We start from the raw sequence: 17,262 nt of genomic DNA on the forward strand, positions 1-17,262 counted from the left end.
TACACTGCACAGCACTGCCAAACGCGTCACAGGCTCACAGCGTCGTGCGTCTCCACGCGGCCTTCTCCCTCTCTCCCCGCCGTCGGCCGTCGGGACCCGGCCTACCGCAAAGGACCAGTGAGACCAGTGAGCAAGCCTGTCGTACTCATCGCCGAAGAGCTGTCGCCCGCGACCGTCGACGCCTTGGGCCCGGACTTCGAGATCCGGCACTGTGACGGCGCCGACCGTGCCGACCTGCTGAGCGCGATCGCGGACGTGGACGCCGTCCTGATCCGCAGCGCCACCAAGGTCGACGCCGAGGCGATCGCGGCCGCCCGTCGCCTGAAGGTCGTCGCCCGCGCGGGCGTCGGCCTGGACAACGTGGACGTGGCCGCCGCCACCAAGGCGGGCGTGATGGTCGTCAACGCCCCCACCTCCAACATCGTCACGGCCGCCGAGCTGGCCTGCGGCCTGATCATCTCCACCGCGCGCAACATCCCGCAGGCCAACGCCGCGCTGAAGAACGGCGAGTGGAAGCGGAGCAAGTACACCGGCGTGGAGCTGTCCGAGAAGGTCCTCGGCGTCGTCGGCCTGGGCCGCATCGGGCTGCTGGTCGCCCAGCGCATGGCCGCCTTCGGCATGAAGGTCTTCGCCTACGACCCGTACGTGCAGCCCGCCCGCGCCGCGCAGCTGGGCGTCAAGCTGGTCTCCCTCGACGAACTGCTCGCCGCCGCCGACTTCATCAGCGTCCACCTGCCGAAGACCCCCGAGACGCTGGGCCTCATCGGCGACGAGGCGCTGCACAAGGTCAAGCCGAGCGTCCGCATCGTCAACGCGGCCCGTGGCGGCATCGTGGACGAGGCCGCCCTGCTCAGCGCGCTCAAGGAGGGCCGGGTGGCCGGCGCCGGCCTCGACGTCTACGCGACCGAGCCCTGTACGGACTCGCCGCTGTTCGAGTTCGACACCGTGGTCTGCACCCCGCACCTGGGCGCCTCGACCGGCGAGGCCCAGGAGAAGGCGGGCATCTCCGTCGCCAAGTCGGTGCGGCTGGCCCTCGCCGGCGAGCTGGTGCCGGACGCGGTCAACGTGCAGGGCGGCGTCATCGCCCAGGACGTGCGCCCGGGCCTGCCGCTGGCCGAGAAGCTGGGCCGCATCTTCACCGCGCTGGCGGGCGAGGTCGCCCAGCGGCTCGACGTCGAGGTCTGCGGCGAGATCACCCAGCACGACGTGAAGATCCTGGAGCTGTCCGCGCTCAAGGGCGTCTTCGAGGACGTGGTGGCCGAGACCGTCTCCTACGTCAACGCGCCCCTGTTCGCGCAGGAGCGCGGCGTCGAGGTCCGGCTGACCACCAGCTCCGAGTCGCCCGACCACCGGAACCTCATCACCGTGCGCGGCACCCTCACCAGCGGCGAGGTCGTCTCCGTCTCGGGCACCCTGGCCGGGCCGAAGTACCTGCAGAAGATCGTCGCCATCGGCCAGCACACCGTGGACCTGGCGGTGGCCGACCACATGGCGTTCCTCCGCTACACCGACCGCCCCGGCATCGTCGGCACCCTGGGCCGCATCCTGGGCGAGGCGCAGATCAACATCGCGGGCATGCAGGTCGCCCGCGCCGAGGAGGGCGGCGAGGCGCTGATCGCCCTCACCGTGGACGGCACCATCCCGGCGCCGGTGCTCACCGAGATCGCCGAGGAGATCGGCGCCACCTCGGCCCGTGGGGTCGACCTCACCGCCTGAGCAGCGCGCCGGCACCCGGCACGCGCGTCGGCACCCGGCCGCGCCGGTCATCCCTGGGGAAGGATGACGGCGCGGCCGTTGACCTTTCCGGCGTGCAGCCGCTCGTAGGCCAGCGGCGCCTCGTCGATGCCGTACGTCTCCACGTGCACCTCGACGGCGCCCGCCCTGGCCAGGGCCAGCACCTCGCCCAGCTCTCCCCGGCTGCCCCAGTAGGGCGCGCTGACCTCGACGTCGAACGCCGTGGTGGCGATGCCGACCGGCAGCGCGCCGCCGCCGATGCCGACGATCGCGACGTCCCCCTCCACGGCGGCGACCGCGCCCGCCGTGGTGACGGTGGCCTGGGTGCCCACGAAGTCGAAGACGGCCTGCGCGCCGATGCCGCCGGTGAGGCCCCGGACGCGCCCGGGCGCGTGCTCGTCCGACAGCACGGCCTCGTGCGCCCCGACGTCCCGGGCCAGCGCCAGCTTCTCCTCCGACACGTCCAGCGCGACGACCTGACTCGGGGTCAGCGCGCGCAGGAGCTGGATGGCGACGTGGCCGAGGCCGCCGGTGCCGATCACCACGGCCGTGCTCCCGGCGACCAGCTTCGGCAGCGAGCGCTTGATCGCGTGGTAGGGCGTCAGCCCGGCGTCCGTCAGCGGCACCGACGTCACCGGGTCGAGCCCGGTCAGCGGCACCAGGAACCGCGCGTCGTCGATCAGCAGGTACTCCGCCATCGCGCCCGGTGCCCCCAGGCCCGGCGGGTGGATGCCCAGCTCGGCCGCGCGCAGGCAGTAGTTCTCCTTGCCCTCGGCGCACTTGGCGCAGCGCCCGCAGCCCTGCGGGCCGTAGACGGCGACCAGGTCGCCCTCCGCGACGCCCGTGACGCCCTCGCCCAGCGCCTCGACCGTGCCCGCGCCCTCGTGGCCGAGGGTGAGCGGCAGCGCGTACGGGAAGGTCTCGGCGGGCCAGCTCATCACGGCGATGTCGGAGTGGCACACGCCCGCGGCGGCGACCTTCAGCAGCACCTGCCCCGGCCCCGGCTCCGGATCCGGCACGGTGACGACCTCCGGCGCGGCGCCGATCTCCCGGTACTGGACTGCCTTCATGGCGGCCTCCCTTCGGCTCCCGGCCGGGCGCCCGGATCCGGAACGGCGGTGGGCATGCCGTCAGCGTAGGTCCGGCACCCGGCCGCGACCCGGCGCGCGGGCACCGGCCGGCAGGGCAACGGCGCAGGTCGGAGCGGCTGGGCGGGGCCCGGCGGGCGCTGCGCCATCCGGGTGGCGGCGGGGCGGCGCTCCGCCGGACCGGGGGCGCCGGGCGGCGATCATGGCCTTCTGATCATGGCCTTCCCGCGACCGAGCCCCGAGGAGGCGACGGTGTCCGCCGTGACGACCCCGCGCGGCACCCGGCGGCGGTCCTGCCTCCTGGCCGTCCCCGTGGTCCTCGCCCCGGCCCTGCCCGCGTGCGGCGGGGAGAGCGCCGGGTCCGCCCCGCGCGCCGTCACCGGCGCGATCGACAACCCCTGGCTCCCGCTGCGGCCCGGCACCCGCCTTCACTACGAGGGCACGACGGCGCGCGGCACCACCACCGGCCTGGTCGAGGTCACCGGCGAGCGGCGCGGCGTCCTCGGCGTCACCGTGACCGTCGTGCGGGGCACCGTCCTGCTCGGCGGCGAGGTGATCGAGGAGACCTCCGGCTGGTACGCCCAGGACCGCGAGGGGAACGTCTGGTGCTTCGGCGAGGACGGCGGGCGGTCGCGGCCCGGGCGCTCCTGGCGGGCGGGCCGCGACGGCGCGGAACCGGGCCTCGCGATGCGGGCCGACCCCCGGCCCGGCGACGCCTACGCCCAGCGGAACGCCCCGGGCGTGGCCGAGGACCGGGCCGTGGTGCTGAGCGTGGCGGAGAGCGTGCAGGTGCCGTTCGGCGCGTTCGACCACGTGCTGAGGATCAGGGAGACGACGCCGGGCGCGCCGGGCACCGAGCACCACGCGTGCTACGCCCGGGGCATCGGCCTGCTGCGCCGGCACCGCACCCGGGGCGGCCACGACGACCTGGCCCTGTCCCGCGTCGAGGCCCCGTAGTGCCCGGGGAGCGGGCGGGCGCGGCGTCACCGCAGGCGGGCCGCCTTCAGGGCCATGTGCAGCAGCAGCCGGTCCCCGCCGGAGCCGAGGTCGAGGCCGGTGAGGCGCTCGATCCGGGAGAGCCGGTAGTACAGGGTCTGACGGTGGATGCCCAGCGCCGCCGCCGTGCGGGCCGCCTGGCCCGCCTCGTCGAGGAACGTCTCCGCGGTGCGGGCCAGCTCCCGGTGCTCGGGCCGCAGCAGCGGCCGGACCGCCGGGTCGGGGCCCGCGGCGGGCAGCGCGGTCAGCAGCCGGTACGGGCCGAGGTCCGGCCACTGCGCCACGCCGCCGAAGCGCTCCTCCGCGCCCGCCGCCCGCGCCGCGGCCAGCGCCTCCCGCCATGCGCCGGGCAGCGCCTCCGGACCGCGCCGCGCGGCCCCGATCCCGGCCGCGCGCCGCCCGCGCAGCCGCCCGGCCACCGCGCGCGCGGCGGCCGGGCGCGTCAGGGCCGCCAGCGCGTGCGGCGGCGCGCACACGGCCAGCGCGCCGGGCGGCGGCGCCGGGACGTCCGCCGCCGGATCCCAGGGCGCCACGGCCACCACGGTCAGCGGCCCCTCCGCCGCCGCCCCGAGCGCCGCGGTCAGCTCACGGGCCGCGTCCGGCGCCGCGGCCGTCAGCACCGCGCGCAGCGACTCGCCCAGCCGGGCGCCCGCCCTGGCCTCCTCCGCCAGCAGCGCCCCGATCCGCCCGGCCACCGCCATGGCGTCGTCCAGCCGTGGATCGCCGGGGGGCACCGCGCCGTCGTCCAGCAGCCACACGTACCCGTACACCACCGCGCCGTGCCGCACCGGGAGGCAGACGCGGCCGGTCAGCACCCCGGCCGCCGGCTCGGGCGGGATGCGCACGGGCCGCCGCGCGGTCGCGATGCCGAAGCTCTCGAACCACTCGCGGACCGCGGGCGCCGAGCGCCGCCGCAGGATCGTGCGGGTGCGGACCGGGTCCATCACCCGGTCGTCGTCGCTGTCGTGGGCGCCGAACGCGATGAGCCGGAAGTCGCGGCCCTCCAGCGTCACCGGGGTGCCGAGCAGCGCGCAGACCTCGTCGACGAGCTCCTGGTACTCCACGCCCCCATTCTCCGCCCGCGCCGCCCGTCCTCTCATACAGATGTCTGAGATCCAGGACACGAATCCGCGACACATGTCCCTGGCCGCCGGGCCGGGTGATCCTTACCCTCCCGGGTAACCGCAGAGGCGACCCCACTCCGGGAGGTGCCCGTGCTCGGACCAGGCCCCGTTCTCCTCGCCGCGGCGCGCAGCGACACCGTCCGGCGGCTCGTCTCCGCCGCGCCCGTCACCCGGCCCGTCGTGAACCGTTTCGTCGCGGGGGAGCGGCTGGCGGACGCGGTGCGGGTCGCCACCGGCCTCGTCGCGCGCGGCCTTCAGGTCACCCTCGACCACCTCGGCGAGCACGTCACCGACCCGGCCGAGGCCGTCCGCAGCCGGGACGCCTGTCTGGCCCTGACCGAGGCCCTGGCGAGTGAGAGGCTGGGAGAGAGGGCCGAGTTGTCCGTGAAGCTGTCCGCCTTCGGGCAGGCGCTTCCCGGCGGCCACGACCTCGCGTTCCGCACCGTCCTGCCGGTCGTGGAGGCCGCCGCCGAGGCGGGCACCACGGTCACGCTGGACATGGAGGACCACACGACGACCGACTCGACGCTGGCGATCCTCGCCGATCTGCGGACCCGGTTCCCGCGGACCGGTGTCGCGGTCCAGTCGTACCTGTACCGGACCGAGGACGACTGCCGCGCGCTCGCGGCGGCCGGCGCCCGGGTCCGGCTGGTCAAGGGCGCCTACCGGGAGCCCGCCTCGGTCGCGTTCCGGAGCCGGCGCGCCGTGGACCGCTCCTACGTGCGCTGCCTGAAGATCCTGCTGGCGGGCGACGCCTACCCGATGGTCGCCACCCACGACCCGCGCCTGATCGCCATCACCGGCCACCTCGCGGCGCGGTACCGCCGGGTCCCGGAGACGTACGAGTTCCAGATGCTCCACGGCATCCGTCCGGACGAGCAGACCCGGCTCGCGGCCCAGGGCCACCGGGTGCGGGTCTACGTCCCCTACGGCACCGACTGGTACGGCTACTTCATGCGCCGCCTGGCCGAACGCCCCGCCAACCTGGCCTTCTTCGCGCGGTCCCTGGCCACCCGGCGCTGACCCACCCAACCGAAGGAAAGGAGACGACGGCCATGGACGCCGTGACCCAGGTCCCCGTACCGGCGAACGAGCCGGTGCACACGTACGCCCCCGGCTCCGCCGAGCGCGCCCGGCTGGAGCGCAGGCTCAAGGAGCTGGCGGGGAACCCGATCGAGCTGCCGATGACCATCGGCGGCACGGAGCGCATGGGCGGCGGCGAGCGCTTCGACGTCGTCCAGCCGCACAACCACCGGGCCCGCCTCGGCACAGCCGCCGAGGCCACCCCCGACGACGCCCGCGCCGCGATCGACGCCGCCCTGGCCGCCGCGCCCGGCTGGCGCGCGCTGTCGTTCGACGACCGCGCCGCGGTCTTCCTGCGCGCCGCCGAGCTGCTGTCCGGGCCGTGGCGCGAGACGATCGCCGCCTCGACCATGCTCGGGCAGTCCAAGACCGTGCAGCAGGCCGAGATCGACGCGCCCTGCGAGCTGATCGACTTCTGGCGCTTCAACGTCCACTTCGCCCGGGAGATCCTGGCCGAGCAGCCGCCCGCCCACTCCCGGGGCGTCTGGAACCGGATGGACTACCGCCCGCTGGAGGGGTTCGTCTACGCCATCACCCCGTTCAACTTCAGCGCCATCGCGGGCAACCTGCCGACCGCCCCCGCCCTCATGGGCAACGTGGTGGTCTGGAAGCCCTCCCCGACCCAGACCCACGCGGCCGTGCTGCTGATGCGGCTGCTGCGCGAGGCGGGTCTGCCCGACGGGGTGATCAACCTGGTGACCGGCGACGGCCGGGCCGTCTCCGACGTGGCCCTGCCCCACCGCGAGCTGGCCGGCATCCACTTCACGGGCTCCACCGCCACGTTCCGGTACCTGTGGCAGCAGGTGGGCGCCAACATCGCCCGCTACCGCACCTATCCCAGGATCGTGGGCGAGACCGGCGGCAAGGACTTCATCGTGGTCCACCCCAGCGCCGACCCGGACGCGGTGCGCACCGCGATGACGCGCGGCGCGTTCGAGTACCAGGGCCAGAAGTGCTCCGCCGCCTCCCGCGCCTACGTCCCCCGCTCGCTGTGGGCGGGCGGGCTGCGGGACGCGGTGGCCGCCGAGACCGACGCGCTGTCGATGGGCGACCCGGCCGACCTGTCCCACTTCATGGCCGCGGTGATCGACGCCCGCGCCTTCGCCAAGAGCCGGGCGGCGATCGACCTGGCCAGGACCGACCCGGCCTGCGAGATCGTCGCCGGCGGCACGTACGACGACTCGGTCGGGTACTTCGTCCGGCCGACGGTCCTCACCTGCACCGACCCGGAGCACGAGGTGTTCACCAAGGAGTTCTTCGGCCCGATCCTCGCCGTCCACGTCTACGAGGACGACGACTTCGACGCGATGCTCGGCCACATGGAGTCGGTCGCGGACTACGCGCTCACCGGCGCCTTCTTCGCCCGCGACCGCGCGGCCATGGCGCTGGCCACCGAGCGGCTGCGGTTCGCCGCGGGCAACTTCTACCTCAACGACAAGCCCACCGGCGCCGTCGTCGGCCAGCAGCCCTTCGGCGGCTCCCGCGCCTCGGGCACCAACGACAAGGCGGGCTCCAAGCTCAACCTGCTGCGCTGGGTCTCCGCGCGCGCCATCAAGGAGACCCTGGTCCCGCCCACCGACTACCGCTATCCGCACATGGGGTGACCTGGGCGGATGTGGGATGCGTCTCAGATAGTAGGACGACCGTGTATATGGCGAGACAGCACGGGGAATCGTCGCTAGCTTTGTGGAGGTCGCACGCCGGGCACCGGGGCCCGGTGTCGCCCCGGCACCCCACAGGAGCTGACCCCCATGGACGCATCCCTCACGCGCCGCGGGACCGCGCTCGCCCGTGCCCGCGCCCGTGCCGCCGCCCGCGAGGCCGCCGGGGAGACCGGCCGCCGCGAGGCCGCCGCCGCGCTCCAGCGCGCCCTCGACCGCAGGGACAACGGCGGCGCCCCCGAGTCGTCCGCATCGTGGACGGACGGGATCGGGTTTCGGGACGCGGCGTAAGGTCCCCCCATGGCTCGGAGTATCGATCTCGCGGTGATTCCCGGCGACGGCATCGGCCCTGAGGTGGTCGCGGAGGGACTGAAGGTCCTGTCCGCCGTGCTGCCGCAGGACGTCAAGCTGGAGACGACGCAGTACGACCTGGGTGCCCGCCGCTGGCACGCCACCGGCGAGACCCTGCCCGACGCCGACCTGGAGCGGCTCAAGGGCCACGACGCGATCCTGCTCGGCGCCATCGGCGACCCCTCCGTGCCGTCCGGGGTCCTGGAGCGCGGGCTGCTGCTCAAGCTGCGCTTCGCGTTCGACCACTACGTGAACCTCAGGCCCAGCCGCCTCTTCCCGAACACCGCCACACCCCTGGCGGGCCGCCCCGAGATCGACTTCGTCGTCGTCCGCGAGGGCACCGAGGGCCCCTACGTCGGCAACGGCGGGTCGATGCGCACCGGCACCCCCGCCGAGGTCGCCACCGAGGTCAGCATCAACACGGCCTACGGCGTCGAGCGCGTCGTGCGCGACGCCTTCGAGCGCGCCGCCGCCCGCGAGGCGAAGAAGCTGACCCTGGTCCACAAGAACAACGTCCTGGTCCACGCCGGCCACCTGTGGAAGAACACGGTGGACCGCGTCGGCCGGGAGTACCCGCAGGTCACCACCGACTACCTGCACGTCGACGCCGCGACGATCTTCATGGTCACCCAGCCGCAGCGCTTCGACGTGATCGTCACCGACAACCTCTTCGGCGACATCCTCACCGACCTGGCCGCCGCCGTCACCGGCGGCATCGGCCTCGCGGCGTCGGGGAACATCAACCCGGCGCGCACCTTCCCGTCGATGTTCGAGCCGGTCCACGGCTCCGCGCCCGACATCGCCGGCACCGGCAAGGCCGACCCGACCGCGACCGTGCTGTCCGTCGCCCTGCTGCTGCGCCACCTCGGCCACACCGCGGAGGCCGTCCGTATCGAGGACGCCGTCACCGCGGACCTGGCCGAGCGCGACGCCGCCGCCCCGCGCACCACCGAGACCATCGGGGACGCGCTGGCGGCACGAGTATCCGGTCTGTCCTAGACCCGCCGGCCCCATGCCGCCGGGTCCCGGGACCCGGCGGTCACCCCGTGTCAGGGGTGGGCAAGTCCTCCGCCGGGTGCCACCATCCACCTCAGGACCGCCCCCGCCCCTGCACGACCGGCGGACCCCGCGCCATAATCGACACGCGGGGCCCACGCATCCCCGATTGCTCGGATGTCCTACTACCGCGTCGGGCGACGGATCAGGCGGCCCGCTCCACCCTTGACGTGAAGGACGCGCTCATGACGACGCCCGCCATCCCATTCGACCTCAAGCCCGCCGCCCGGCCGCTGTCCGACGCGGAGCGCCAAGCGGTGCTCGCCGCGCCCGGATTCGGCCGGTACTTCACCGACCACATGGTCACCATCCGGTGGACGGAGGGGCGGGGCTGGCACGACGCGCGGCTCCAGCCCTACGCGCCGATCCCGATGGACCCGGCCACCCAGGCCCTGCACTACGGGCAGGAGATCTTCGAGGGGCTGAAGGCGTACCGGCAGGCCGACGGGTCCGTGGGCGTCTTCCGTCCCGACGCCAACGCCCGGCGCTTCCAGCGCTCCGCCCGCCGGCTCGCCATGCCCGAGCTACCGGTCGAGACGTTCGTCGAGGCCATCGACGTCCTGCTCGCCCAGGACCGGGCGTGGGTGCCCACCGAGGGCGAGCAGTCGCTCTACCTGCGGCCGTTCATGTTCGCCAGCGAGGTCGGCCTCGGCATCAACCGCCCGGCCAACGAGTACCTGTTCATCCTCATCGCCTCCCCGGCCGGCGCGTACTTCGCCCGGGGCGTCAAGCCGGTCTCGGTGTGGCTGTCCACCGAGTACGCCCGCGCCGCCCCCGGCGGCACCGGCGAGGCCAAGTGCGCGGGGAACTACGCCGCTGCCTTCGTCGCCCAGGCCGAGGCCACCGCGCACGGCTGCGACCAGGTCGTCTGGCTCGACGCCACCGAGCGCCGCTGGGTGGAGGAGATGGGCGGGATGAACCTGTACTTCGTCCAGGGCTCCGGCAGCGACGCGAAGATCGTCACCCCGGCGCTCACCGGCACCCTGCTGCCCGGCATCACCCGCGACTCCCTGCTGCGGATCGCCGCCGACCTCGGCTACGAGACCGGCGAGATCCGCATCTCCACCGACGACTGGCGCGAGGGCACCGCGGACGGCTCCCTCACCGAGGTCTTTGCCTGCGGCACCGCCGCCGTGATCACCCCGGTCGGCTCGGTCAAGTCGGCCGCCGCCTCCTGGACGGTCGGCGACGGGCAGCCCGGCCCGATCACCATGCGGCTGCGCGAGGAACTGCTCGGCATCCAGACCGGCCGCGTCGCGGACCGGCACGGCTGGATGCACCGCGTCGGCTGACCCCCCGGCTCCGGCCCCGTCCGCGCGCCCCGGCCGGTGGCGCCGGGCGGGCCCGGCCGGTGGCACATGGCCGGTGCGGGCCGCTTTGTCCGGATCGTGAGACAGTGCACAGCACGCGGGCCTCTTGTGCCACACTGGCGCCGTGCTCTCGTTCGCCATGATTATTGGTGACAGGCGCGCCGGTCCGCAGTGACCGCTGATCCGCCCACCTCGCGGCAGCGGCCACCTCGCCCCTGACCCGCGCGCAGACCTCTCGCACCCGCGAGAGGTTTTTTCGTTTTCCGGCCCCACCAGGGCCGGACGGCGCCGCGCACGGGACCCGGGCGGTGGAGCCAGGCTGAAACACGCATTCATCGACAGGAGTCTCCCGCCATGACGACGGACGCCCTGGACAGGCAGGTCCCCAGCGACGGCTTCCACGTGTTCGACACCACCCTGCGCGACGGCGCCCAGCGCGAGGGCATCAACCTCACCGTCGCCGACAAGCTCACCATCGCCCGCCACCTGGACGACTTCGGCGTCGGCTTCATCGAGGGCGGCTGGCCGGGCGCCAACCCCAGGGACACCGAGTTCTTCCAGCGCGCCAGGACCGAGATCGCCTTCCGGCACGCCCAGCTCGTCGCGTTCGGCGCCACCCGCAAGGCGGGCGCCGACGTGGCCGCCGACCCGCAGGTGCGGGCGCTGATCGACTCCGGCGCGCCCGTCGTCACCATCGTCGCCAAGTCCCACGACCGCCACGTCGAGCTGGCCCTGCGCACCACGCTGGAGGAGAACCTGGCGATGGTCAGGGACACCGTCGCGCACCTGCGCGCGCACGGCCGCCGGGTCTTCGTCGACTGCGAGCACTTCTTCGACGGCTACGCGGCCAACCCCGGCTACGCGCTCGACGTCGTCCGCGCCGCCCACGAGGCCGGCGCCGACGTGGTCGTGCTGTGCGACACCAACGGCGGCATGCTCCCCGCCCGCGTCCAGGCCGTCGTCCGCACCGTGCTGGCCGACACCGGGGCGCGGCTCGGCATCCACGCCCAGGACGACACCGGCTGCGCCGTCGCCAACACCCTGGCCGCCGTGGACGGCGGCGCCACCCACGTGCAGTGCACCGCCAACGGCTACGGCGAGCGGGTCGGCAACGCCAACCTCTTCCCGGTGGTCGCCGCCCTGGAGCTGAAGTACGACCGGCGGGTGCTGCCCGCCGGCGCGCTGACCGAGATGACGCGCATCTCGCACGCCATCGCCGAGGTCGTCAACCTCACCCCCGACACCCACCAGCCCTACGTCGGCGTCTCCGCCTTCGCGCACAAGGGCGGGCTGCACGCCTCGGCCATCAAGGTCGACCCGGACCTCTACCAGCACATCGACCCCGAACGGGTCGGCAACTCCATGCGGATGCTGGTCTCCGACATGGCGGGCCGCGCCTCCATCGAGCTCAAGGGCAAGGAGCTCGGCTACGACCTCGCCGACCGTGACCTGGTCGGCCGGATCGTCGAGCGGGTCAAGGAGCGGGAGCTGGCGGGCTTCACCTACGAGGCCGCCGACGCCTCGTTCGAGCTGCTGCTGCGCGACGAGGTCAACGGCCGTCCCCAGCGCTTCTTCCGCCTGGAGTCATGGCGTACGATCACCGACCAGCGCCCCGACGGCTCGATGGAGAACGAGGCGACGGTCCGGATCTGGGCCAAGGGAGAGCGGGTCCTCGCCAGCGGCGAGGGCAACGGGCCGGTGAACGCGCTGGACCGGGCGCTGCGCACCGGGCTGGAGCGGACCTTCCCCGAGCTGGCACGCCTGCAGCTCGTGGACTACAAGGTGCGCATCCTCGCCGGGAGGCACGGCACCCAGTCGACGACGCGGGTGCTGATCACCACCAGCGACGGCGCCGCCGAGTGGTCGACGGTGGGCGTGGCGGACAACGTCATCGCCGCGTCCTGGCAGGCGCTGGACGATGCCTACACGTACGGGCTGCTGCGGGCGGGCCTGCGGCCGACCGACTGACACCCGCGGGTGCCTGTGGGGACCGTACAGTGGCGCGCCGAGCGCCGCTGTCACTTCACTGCACTGCGCCCCCCGGCGTACTCCGGTTCTGTCCAGCGCGGCCATGAATCGGGGATGGAGACTGTACGGATCTGACGAGTCCCGAAGGGGGTCCTGTTTCGTAGGGTCTATACATGACCGATCAAGCCGAGACCGATCTCTCCGAACCGGTAGCCGTCATCGACGCCCGCGGGCGGGTCGAGGAGCTGCGCGCCATCCGCGAGGAAGCGCTGCGGGGCCCCTCGGAGAAGGCCACCGAGGCCCAGCACGCCAAGGGCAAGCTGACGGCACGGGAGCGGATCGGTCTGCTGCTGGACGAAGGGTCCTTCCACGAAGTGGGTGTCCTGCGGCGGCACCGGGCCTCGGGCTTCGGCCTGGAGGCCAGGCGGCCGTACACCGACGGGGTGGTCACGGGCTGGGGGACGGTGCACGGGCGGACGGTCTTCGTCTACGCCCACGACTTCCGGATCTTCGGCGGCGCGCTGGGCGAGGCCCACGCGGCCAAGATCCACAAGATCATGGACATGGCCATGGCGGCGGGCGCGCCCCTGGTCTCCCTGAACGACGGCGCGGGCGCCCGCATCCAGGAGGGTGTGTCGGCGCTCGCGGGCTATGGCGGGATCTTCCAGCGGAACACCCGGGCCTCCGGAGTGATCCCGCAGATCAGCGTGATGCTCGGCCCGTGCGCCGGCGGCGCGGCGTACTCGCCCGCGCTGACGGACTTCGTGTTCATGGTGCGGGAGACCGCCCAGATGTTCATCACGGGGCCGGACGTCGTCCAGGCCGTCACCGGCGCCCAGGTGACGCAGAACGGCCTCGGCGGCGCGGACGTCCACGCCGGCACCTCCGGCGTGGCGCACTTCGCCTACGACGACGAGGAGTCGTGCATCGAGGAGGTGCGGTTCCTGCTGTCGCTGCTGCCGCAGAACAACCGGGAGAACCCGCCGGTGGTGCCCACCGAGGACCCGGCGGACCGGCGCTGCGACGCGCTGGTGGACCTCGTCCCCAGCGACGGCAACCGGCCGTACGACATGCGGGCCGTCATCGAGGAGATCGTGGACGACGGGGAGTTCCTGGAGGTCCACGAGCGCTGGGCGGGGAACATCATCTGTGCCCTGGCCCGCCTCGACGGGCAGGTGGTCGGCATCGTGGCCAACCAGCCGCAGTCGCTGGCCGGCGTGCTGGACATCTCGGCCTCCGAGAAGGCGGCGCGCTTCGTCCAGATGTGCGACGCGTTCAACATCCCGATCATCACGCTGCTGGACGTCCCCGGCTTCCTGCCGGGCGTCGACCAGGAGCACGGCGGCATCATCCGGCACGGCGCCAAGCTCCTGTACGCCTACTGCAACGCCACGGTCCCGCGGGTCTCGGTGGTGCTGCGCAAGGCGTACGGCGGCGCGTACATCGTCATGGACTCCCAGTCGATCGGTGCCGACGTGACGTTGGCCTGGCCGACCAACGAGATCGCGGTGATGGGCGCCGAAGGTGCCGCCAACGTCATCTTCCGCCGTCAGATCGCCGGTGCCGACGACCCCGACGCCATGCGCGCGCGGATGGTCAAGGAGTACAAGGCCGAGCTGATGCATCCCTACTACGCCGCGGAGCGCGGTCTGGTCGACGACGTCATCGAGCCGGCCGAGACCCGCGAGGTCCTCATCCGCACGCTGGCGATGCTGCGCACCAAGCACGCCGACCTGCCCGCCCGCAAGCACGGCAACCCGCCGCAGTGAGCCACCGAAGGAGATCCCGACCATGAGCCCCGAGACGATCACCGCCCCTGCCCCGCATCTCGTGCGCGTGGAGAAGGGCCAGGCCAGCGACGAGGAGCTGGCCGCGGTGACCGCCCTGCTGATGGCCCGCGCCTCGACCCGGCACGCCGCCCCCGGGGACGACGGCACCGACCGCAGCCCGGCGGTCTGGCGCCGCCTGGAGCGGGCTCGCGCCTACCGGGCGCCGCACAGCTGGCAGGGCTGACCCACCGGCGTCCGACCCATCGACGTCCGACCCATCGACCCACGCGGGAACGGCGCCGCCCCGGCCCATGACGATCACGGGCCGGGGCGGCGCCGCGCGCTGTGCGCGGGGGAGCGGTGGTGCCTCGGCTAGGCGCCCGGCTGCACGCTCAGCACCGTGCGGCGCGGGTTCGCGGTCTGCCGCGGCAGCTCCGGGGTGCGGGCCTCCGGCAGCGCGGCCGGGGCGAGCCCGGTGGTGTCCGTCAGGTGGGCGAGGGTGGTGCGCCGGGGGTTGGCGAGGGAGCGCATGCTCAGGGTGCTCTTCACGGTCTTCTGCCTCGGGTCCGTCATTCCGGGGATTTGTCAAGCTGAGGTTAGGGGCCGCTTACCCGCGCCACGCCGGGGTACAGGCCACTCGAAGGTGTGAGTTTCCTCACGAGTAGCACGGCAAATCGGACGTACCGGGCCAACCCTCGTACAGGGCGAAGCCCCTCATAAGTGGTCAAGCCTTCATCTTCCCTCGCGCCGGGTGCGGGTCGAGTGTGCCGACAGTGTGAAAATGCCGGGGGTAAACGTCCGATTTATCCGCGCATTCCGTGTGCATGTGGTGACGAAACCTCGACGTGGCGTCATCCATGTCACGGGACGATTCCGGGCCCTTGTTGGAGATCGGCCACTGTGCTGGAATTCCACGGACCGCCGCGAGTCAACGAGCCACGTGAGAGACGCACACCAAACGTCGCCCACACTGGCTGAACACCGGACGCGCCGGTTGTCCGAACGACCGATACGGGGCTCGCGTGCCCCCGGCTCGACACCGTCACGCCGCCACAGCGGCGGGACGCCTGGTCCAGAGGTTGCGACGCTAGTGCAGGGACGTTTCAAGAGGGAAGGCAGCGCTGCGGGGGACGCGGAGCGGAGTGGAGCGGCAGACCGCGGCTCCTCCGTCGGCCCTGCCCTGGGCGGCGACCCGGCGCGTCCCGGCCCGCCCGGCGAGCACTCCCCGCGCGACCGCGCCGCCGAGGACCCGGCCGACCGGTCCGCCGCCGGCCCTCCCGCCCGTTCCGGCCGCGCCGGTTCCCGGCTGGCCCTGCGGAACTGGAGCATCAGCACCCGTCTGGTCTCCCTGATCGCCCTCCCCGTCGTCGCCGCCAGCGTGCTCGGTGGACTGCGCATCCAGAACTCGCTGGAGAACATCGAGCAGCTGGACAACATGCAGCTCCTCACCGACATGACCCAGCAGGCCACCCTGCTGGCCGCGGCCCTGCAGGAGGAGCGCGACCGCTCGGCCGGCCCGCTGATCAGCGGCCGGAGCGCCAAGAGCGACGAGGTCGCCGCGCCCCGCGAGCGCACCGACCAGGCGATGGAGGCGTTCAGCGACGCCACCCTCGGCATCAACAGCTCCGACGAGGCGATGCAGGGTGTCCACGCGACGGTCACCGACATCGGGCGCCAGATCAACCGGATCAGCCAGATCAGGAACGAGGCGTACCAGGACCCGGACTACGTCTCGCAGACGATCTCCGAGTACAACCAGCTCATCGACGCGCTGCTCTCGCTCTCCCAGGACATGGCGCAGGCCACGAGCAACAGCGAGATGATCCGCAGCACCCGCGCCCTCTCCGCGTTCTCCCTCGCCAAGGAGCACGCCTCCATCCAGCGCGCGGTCATCACCGCGGGCCTCGCCCGCGACGAGCGGGAGGGCGATTCGGCCGCCCTGTCCGACAACGACTGGCGCTATGGCCGGATCCACCAGCAGAGCGAGGACGCGCAGCTCAACACCTTCACCGAGATCTACGGCGACGAGGAGCGCGCCGAGGAGCTGCTGGAACCGCTCGAGGGCGGCATCGTCAACATCACCTCGGCCAACCAGTTCGCCGCCCAGGTGTTCTCCGCCGAGGAGGGCATCCAGAGCCAGTCGCTGTCCTACATGGACTGGTACGACCAGGACCGCGCCAAGATCGACGCGATGGAGGACATCGAGCAGGAGCTGCTCTCCGAGATGGAGCAGCAGGCGGGCAAGCTGCGCGAGGAGGCCCAGCGCGACGCCGTCATCAACGGCGCGGTCATCATCCTCGTCCTCGGCATGTCGGTGGTCGCCGCCTTCGTCGTCGCCCGCTCCATGGTCCGCTCGCTGCGCCGCCTCCAGGACACCGCGCAGGAGGTGGCCCGCAAGCGGCTGCCCGAGGTCGTCAAGCACATGTCCGAGGCCGAGCCCGAGGACGTCGACACCACGGTGGAGCCGGTCGGCGTCTACACCCGCGACGAGATAGGCCGGGTCGCCCAGGCCTTCGACGACGTCCACCGCGAGGCCGTGCGGCTGGCCGGCGAGCAGGCCCTGCTGCGGGGCAACGTCAACGCGATGTTCACCAACCTCTCCCGCCGCAGCCAGGGCCTCATCCAGCGCCAGCTCTCCCTGATCTCCGAGCTGGAGTCCCGCGAGGCCGACCCGGACCAGCTCTCCTCGCTGTTCAAGCTGGACCACCTCGCCACCCGTATGCGCCGCAACGGCGAGAACCTGCTGGTCCTCGCGGGCGAGGAGCCCGGCCGCCGGTGGACCCGCCCGGTGCCGCTCGTCGACGTGCTGCGGGCCGCCGCCTCCGAGGTGGAGCAGTACGAGCGCATCGAGCTGAGCGCCGTGCCCAAGACCGACGTCGCGGGCCGCGTCGTCAACGACCTGGTGCACCTGCTGGCCGAGCTGCTGGAGAACGCCACCTCGTTCTCCTCGCCGCAGACCAAGGTCAAGGTGACCGGCCACGCGCTGCCCGACGGCCGGGTGCTGGTGGAGATCCACGACACCGGCATCGGCCTGTCCCCCGAGGACCTGTCCGAGATCAACGACCGGCTGGCCAACCCGCCCACGGTCGACGTCTCCGTCTCCCGCCGCATGGGTCTGTTCG

Annotated in this window: 14 protein-coding genes; 11 read left to right on the plus strand and 3 right to left on the minus strand. The window is 73.1% G+C overall.

Features of this window, described 5'->3' with window-relative positions; genetic code table 11:
• Positions 1-126: 126 nt before the first annotated feature.
• The gene (gene serA / locus ACSNOC_RS14070) at positions 127-1,716 is read left to right on the plus strand and encodes a phosphoglycerate dehydrogenase (RefSeq protein ID WP_436747737.1); all 1,590 of its coding nucleotides are present in this window, start codon (positions 127-129) and stop codon (positions 1,714-1,716) included.
• Between the two features lie 47 nt (positions 1,717-1,763).
• On the opposite strand, the gene ACSNOC_RS14075 is transcribed toward serA, so the two are convergent.
• Complete coding sequence (locus ACSNOC_RS14075) at positions 1,764-2,804, minus strand: NAD(P)-dependent alcohol dehydrogenase (RefSeq protein WP_436747738.1); 1,041 nt, start codon at positions 2,802-2,804, stop codon at positions 1,764-1,766.
• A gap of 270 nt (positions 2,805-3,074) precedes the next feature.
• Here ACSNOC_RS14075 and ACSNOC_RS14080 point away from each other — a divergent pair, with 270 nt between their 5' ends.
• The gene (locus tag ACSNOC_RS14080; protein WP_436747739.1) at positions 3,075-3,779 is read left to right on the plus strand and encodes a hypothetical protein; all 705 of its coding nucleotides are present in this window, start codon (positions 3,075-3,077) and stop codon (positions 3,777-3,779) included.
• A 26-nt stretch (positions 3,780-3,805) separates the two neighbouring features.
• Here ACSNOC_RS14080 and ACSNOC_RS14085 read toward each other — a convergent pair whose 3' ends face one another.
• The gene (locus tag ACSNOC_RS14085; protein ID WP_436747740.1) at positions 3,806-4,918 is read right to left on the minus strand and encodes a PucR family transcriptional regulator; all 1,113 of its coding nucleotides are present in this window, start codon (positions 4,916-4,918) and stop codon (positions 3,806-3,808) included.
• A 114-nt stretch (positions 4,919-5,032) separates the two neighbouring features.
• Between ACSNOC_RS14085 and ACSNOC_RS14090 the strand changes: the two genes are divergently transcribed.
• The 8 genes from ACSNOC_RS14090 (at position 5,033) to ACSNOC_RS14125 (ending at position 14,384) form a co-directional block, all read left to right on the plus strand.
• Entirely contained in the window at positions 5,033-5,965 is a 933-nt protein-coding gene (locus tag ACSNOC_RS14090; protein WP_436747741.1) for a proline dehydrogenase family protein, read from the plus strand.
• 32 nt (positions 5,966-5,997) lie between these two features.
• Positions 5,998-7,629: an L-glutamate gamma-semialdehyde dehydrogenase gene (gene pruA, locus ACSNOC_RS14095; protein ID WP_436747742.1), complete on the plus strand. Its 1,632-nt coding sequence runs from the start codon at positions 5,998-6,000 to the stop codon at positions 7,627-7,629.
• A 147-nt stretch (positions 7,630-7,776) separates the two neighbouring features.
• Positions 7,777-7,977 (plus strand): hypothetical protein, encoded by a 201-nt coding sequence (locus ACSNOC_RS14100; protein WP_436747743.1) that lies wholly within the window; start codon positions 7,777-7,779, stop codon positions 7,975-7,977.
• Positions 7,978-7,986: 9 nt separating this feature from the next.
• Positions 7,987-9,036 (plus strand): 3-isopropylmalate dehydrogenase, encoded by a 1,050-nt coding sequence (locus tag ACSNOC_RS14105; RefSeq protein ID WP_436747744.1) that lies wholly within the window; start codon positions 7,987-7,989, stop codon positions 9,034-9,036.
• Positions 9,037-9,278: 242 nt separating this feature from the next.
• Positions 9,279-10,385, plus strand: a complete 1,107-nt coding sequence (locus tag ACSNOC_RS14110) for a branched-chain amino acid aminotransferase (protein WP_436747745.1) — start codon at positions 9,279-9,281, stop codon at positions 10,383-10,385.
• A 372-nt stretch (positions 10,386-10,757) separates the two neighbouring features.
• On the plus strand, positions 10,758-12,371 hold the full coding sequence (cimA, locus tag ACSNOC_RS14115) for a citramalate synthase (RefSeq protein WP_436747746.1): 1,614 nt from the start codon (positions 10,758-10,760) through the stop codon (positions 12,369-12,371).
• 173 nt (positions 12,372-12,544) lie between these two features.
• Positions 12,545-14,140 carry an acyl-CoA carboxylase subunit beta gene (locus tag ACSNOC_RS14120; RefSeq protein WP_436747747.1) on the plus strand — a complete coding sequence of 532 codons (1,596 nt, stop codon included), beginning with the start codon at positions 12,545-12,547 and terminating at the stop codon, positions 14,138-14,140.
• Positions 14,141-14,162: 22 nt separating this feature from the next.
• Positions 14,163-14,384: an acyl-CoA carboxylase subunit epsilon gene (locus ACSNOC_RS14125; RefSeq protein ID WP_436747748.1), complete on the plus strand. Its 222-nt coding sequence runs from the start codon at positions 14,163-14,165 to the stop codon at positions 14,382-14,384.
• A 128-nt stretch (positions 14,385-14,512) separates the two neighbouring features.
• Here ACSNOC_RS14125 and ACSNOC_RS14130 read toward each other — a convergent pair whose 3' ends face one another.
• Positions 14,513-14,689, minus strand: a complete 177-nt coding sequence (locus ACSNOC_RS14130) for a hypothetical protein (RefSeq protein ID WP_436747749.1) — start codon at positions 14,687-14,689, stop codon at positions 14,513-14,515.
• Positions 14,690-15,230: 541 nt separating this feature from the next.
• Here ACSNOC_RS14130 and ACSNOC_RS14135 point away from each other — a divergent pair.
• Positions 15,231-17,262 (plus strand): nitrate- and nitrite sensing domain-containing protein (locus ACSNOC_RS14135; RefSeq protein WP_436747750.1); only part of this gene is annotated, 2,032 nt, incomplete at its 3' end.

The sequence above is a fragment of the Streptomyces sp. URMC 129 genome, assembly GCF_051386415.1.
Taxonomy (GTDB): Bacteria; Actinomycetota; Actinomycetes; order Streptomycetales; family Streptomycetaceae; genus Streptomyces.

Bases quoted from the DNA above. Each gene is read 5' to 3' on its own strand.
- ACSNOC_RS14075 (WP_436747738.1), bottom strand. From the start codon at position 2,804: ATGAAGGCAGTCCAGTACCGGGAGATCGGCGCCGCGCCGGAGGTCGTC.
- ACSNOC_RS14085 (WP_436747740.1), bottom strand. From the start codon at position 4,918: ATGAGAGGACGGGCGGCGCGGGCGGAGAATGGGGGCGTGGAGTACCAG.
- pruA (WP_436747742.1), top strand. From the start codon at position 5,998: ATGGACGCCGTGACCCAGGTCCCCGTACCGGCGAACGAGCCGGTGCAC.
- ACSNOC_RS14100 (WP_436747743.1), top strand. From the start codon at position 7,777: ATGGACGCATCCCTCACGCGCCGCGGGACCGCGCTCGCCCGTGCCCGC.
- ACSNOC_RS14105 (WP_436747744.1), top strand. From the start codon at position 7,987: ATGGCTCGGAGTATCGATCTCGCGGTGATTCCCGGCGACGGCATCGGC.
- ACSNOC_RS14110 (WP_436747745.1), top strand. From the start codon at position 9,279: ATGACGACGCCCGCCATCCCATTCGACCTCAAGCCCGCCGCCCGGCCG.
- cimA (WP_436747746.1), top strand. From the start codon at position 10,758: ATGACGACGGACGCCCTGGACAGGCAGGTCCCCAGCGACGGCTTCCAC.
- ACSNOC_RS14120 (WP_436747747.1), top strand. From the start codon at position 12,545: ATGACCGATCAAGCCGAGACCGATCTCTCCGAACCGGTAGCCGTCATC.
- ACSNOC_RS14125 (WP_436747748.1), top strand. From the start codon at position 14,163: ATGAGCCCCGAGACGATCACCGCCCCTGCCCCGCATCTCGTGCGCGTG.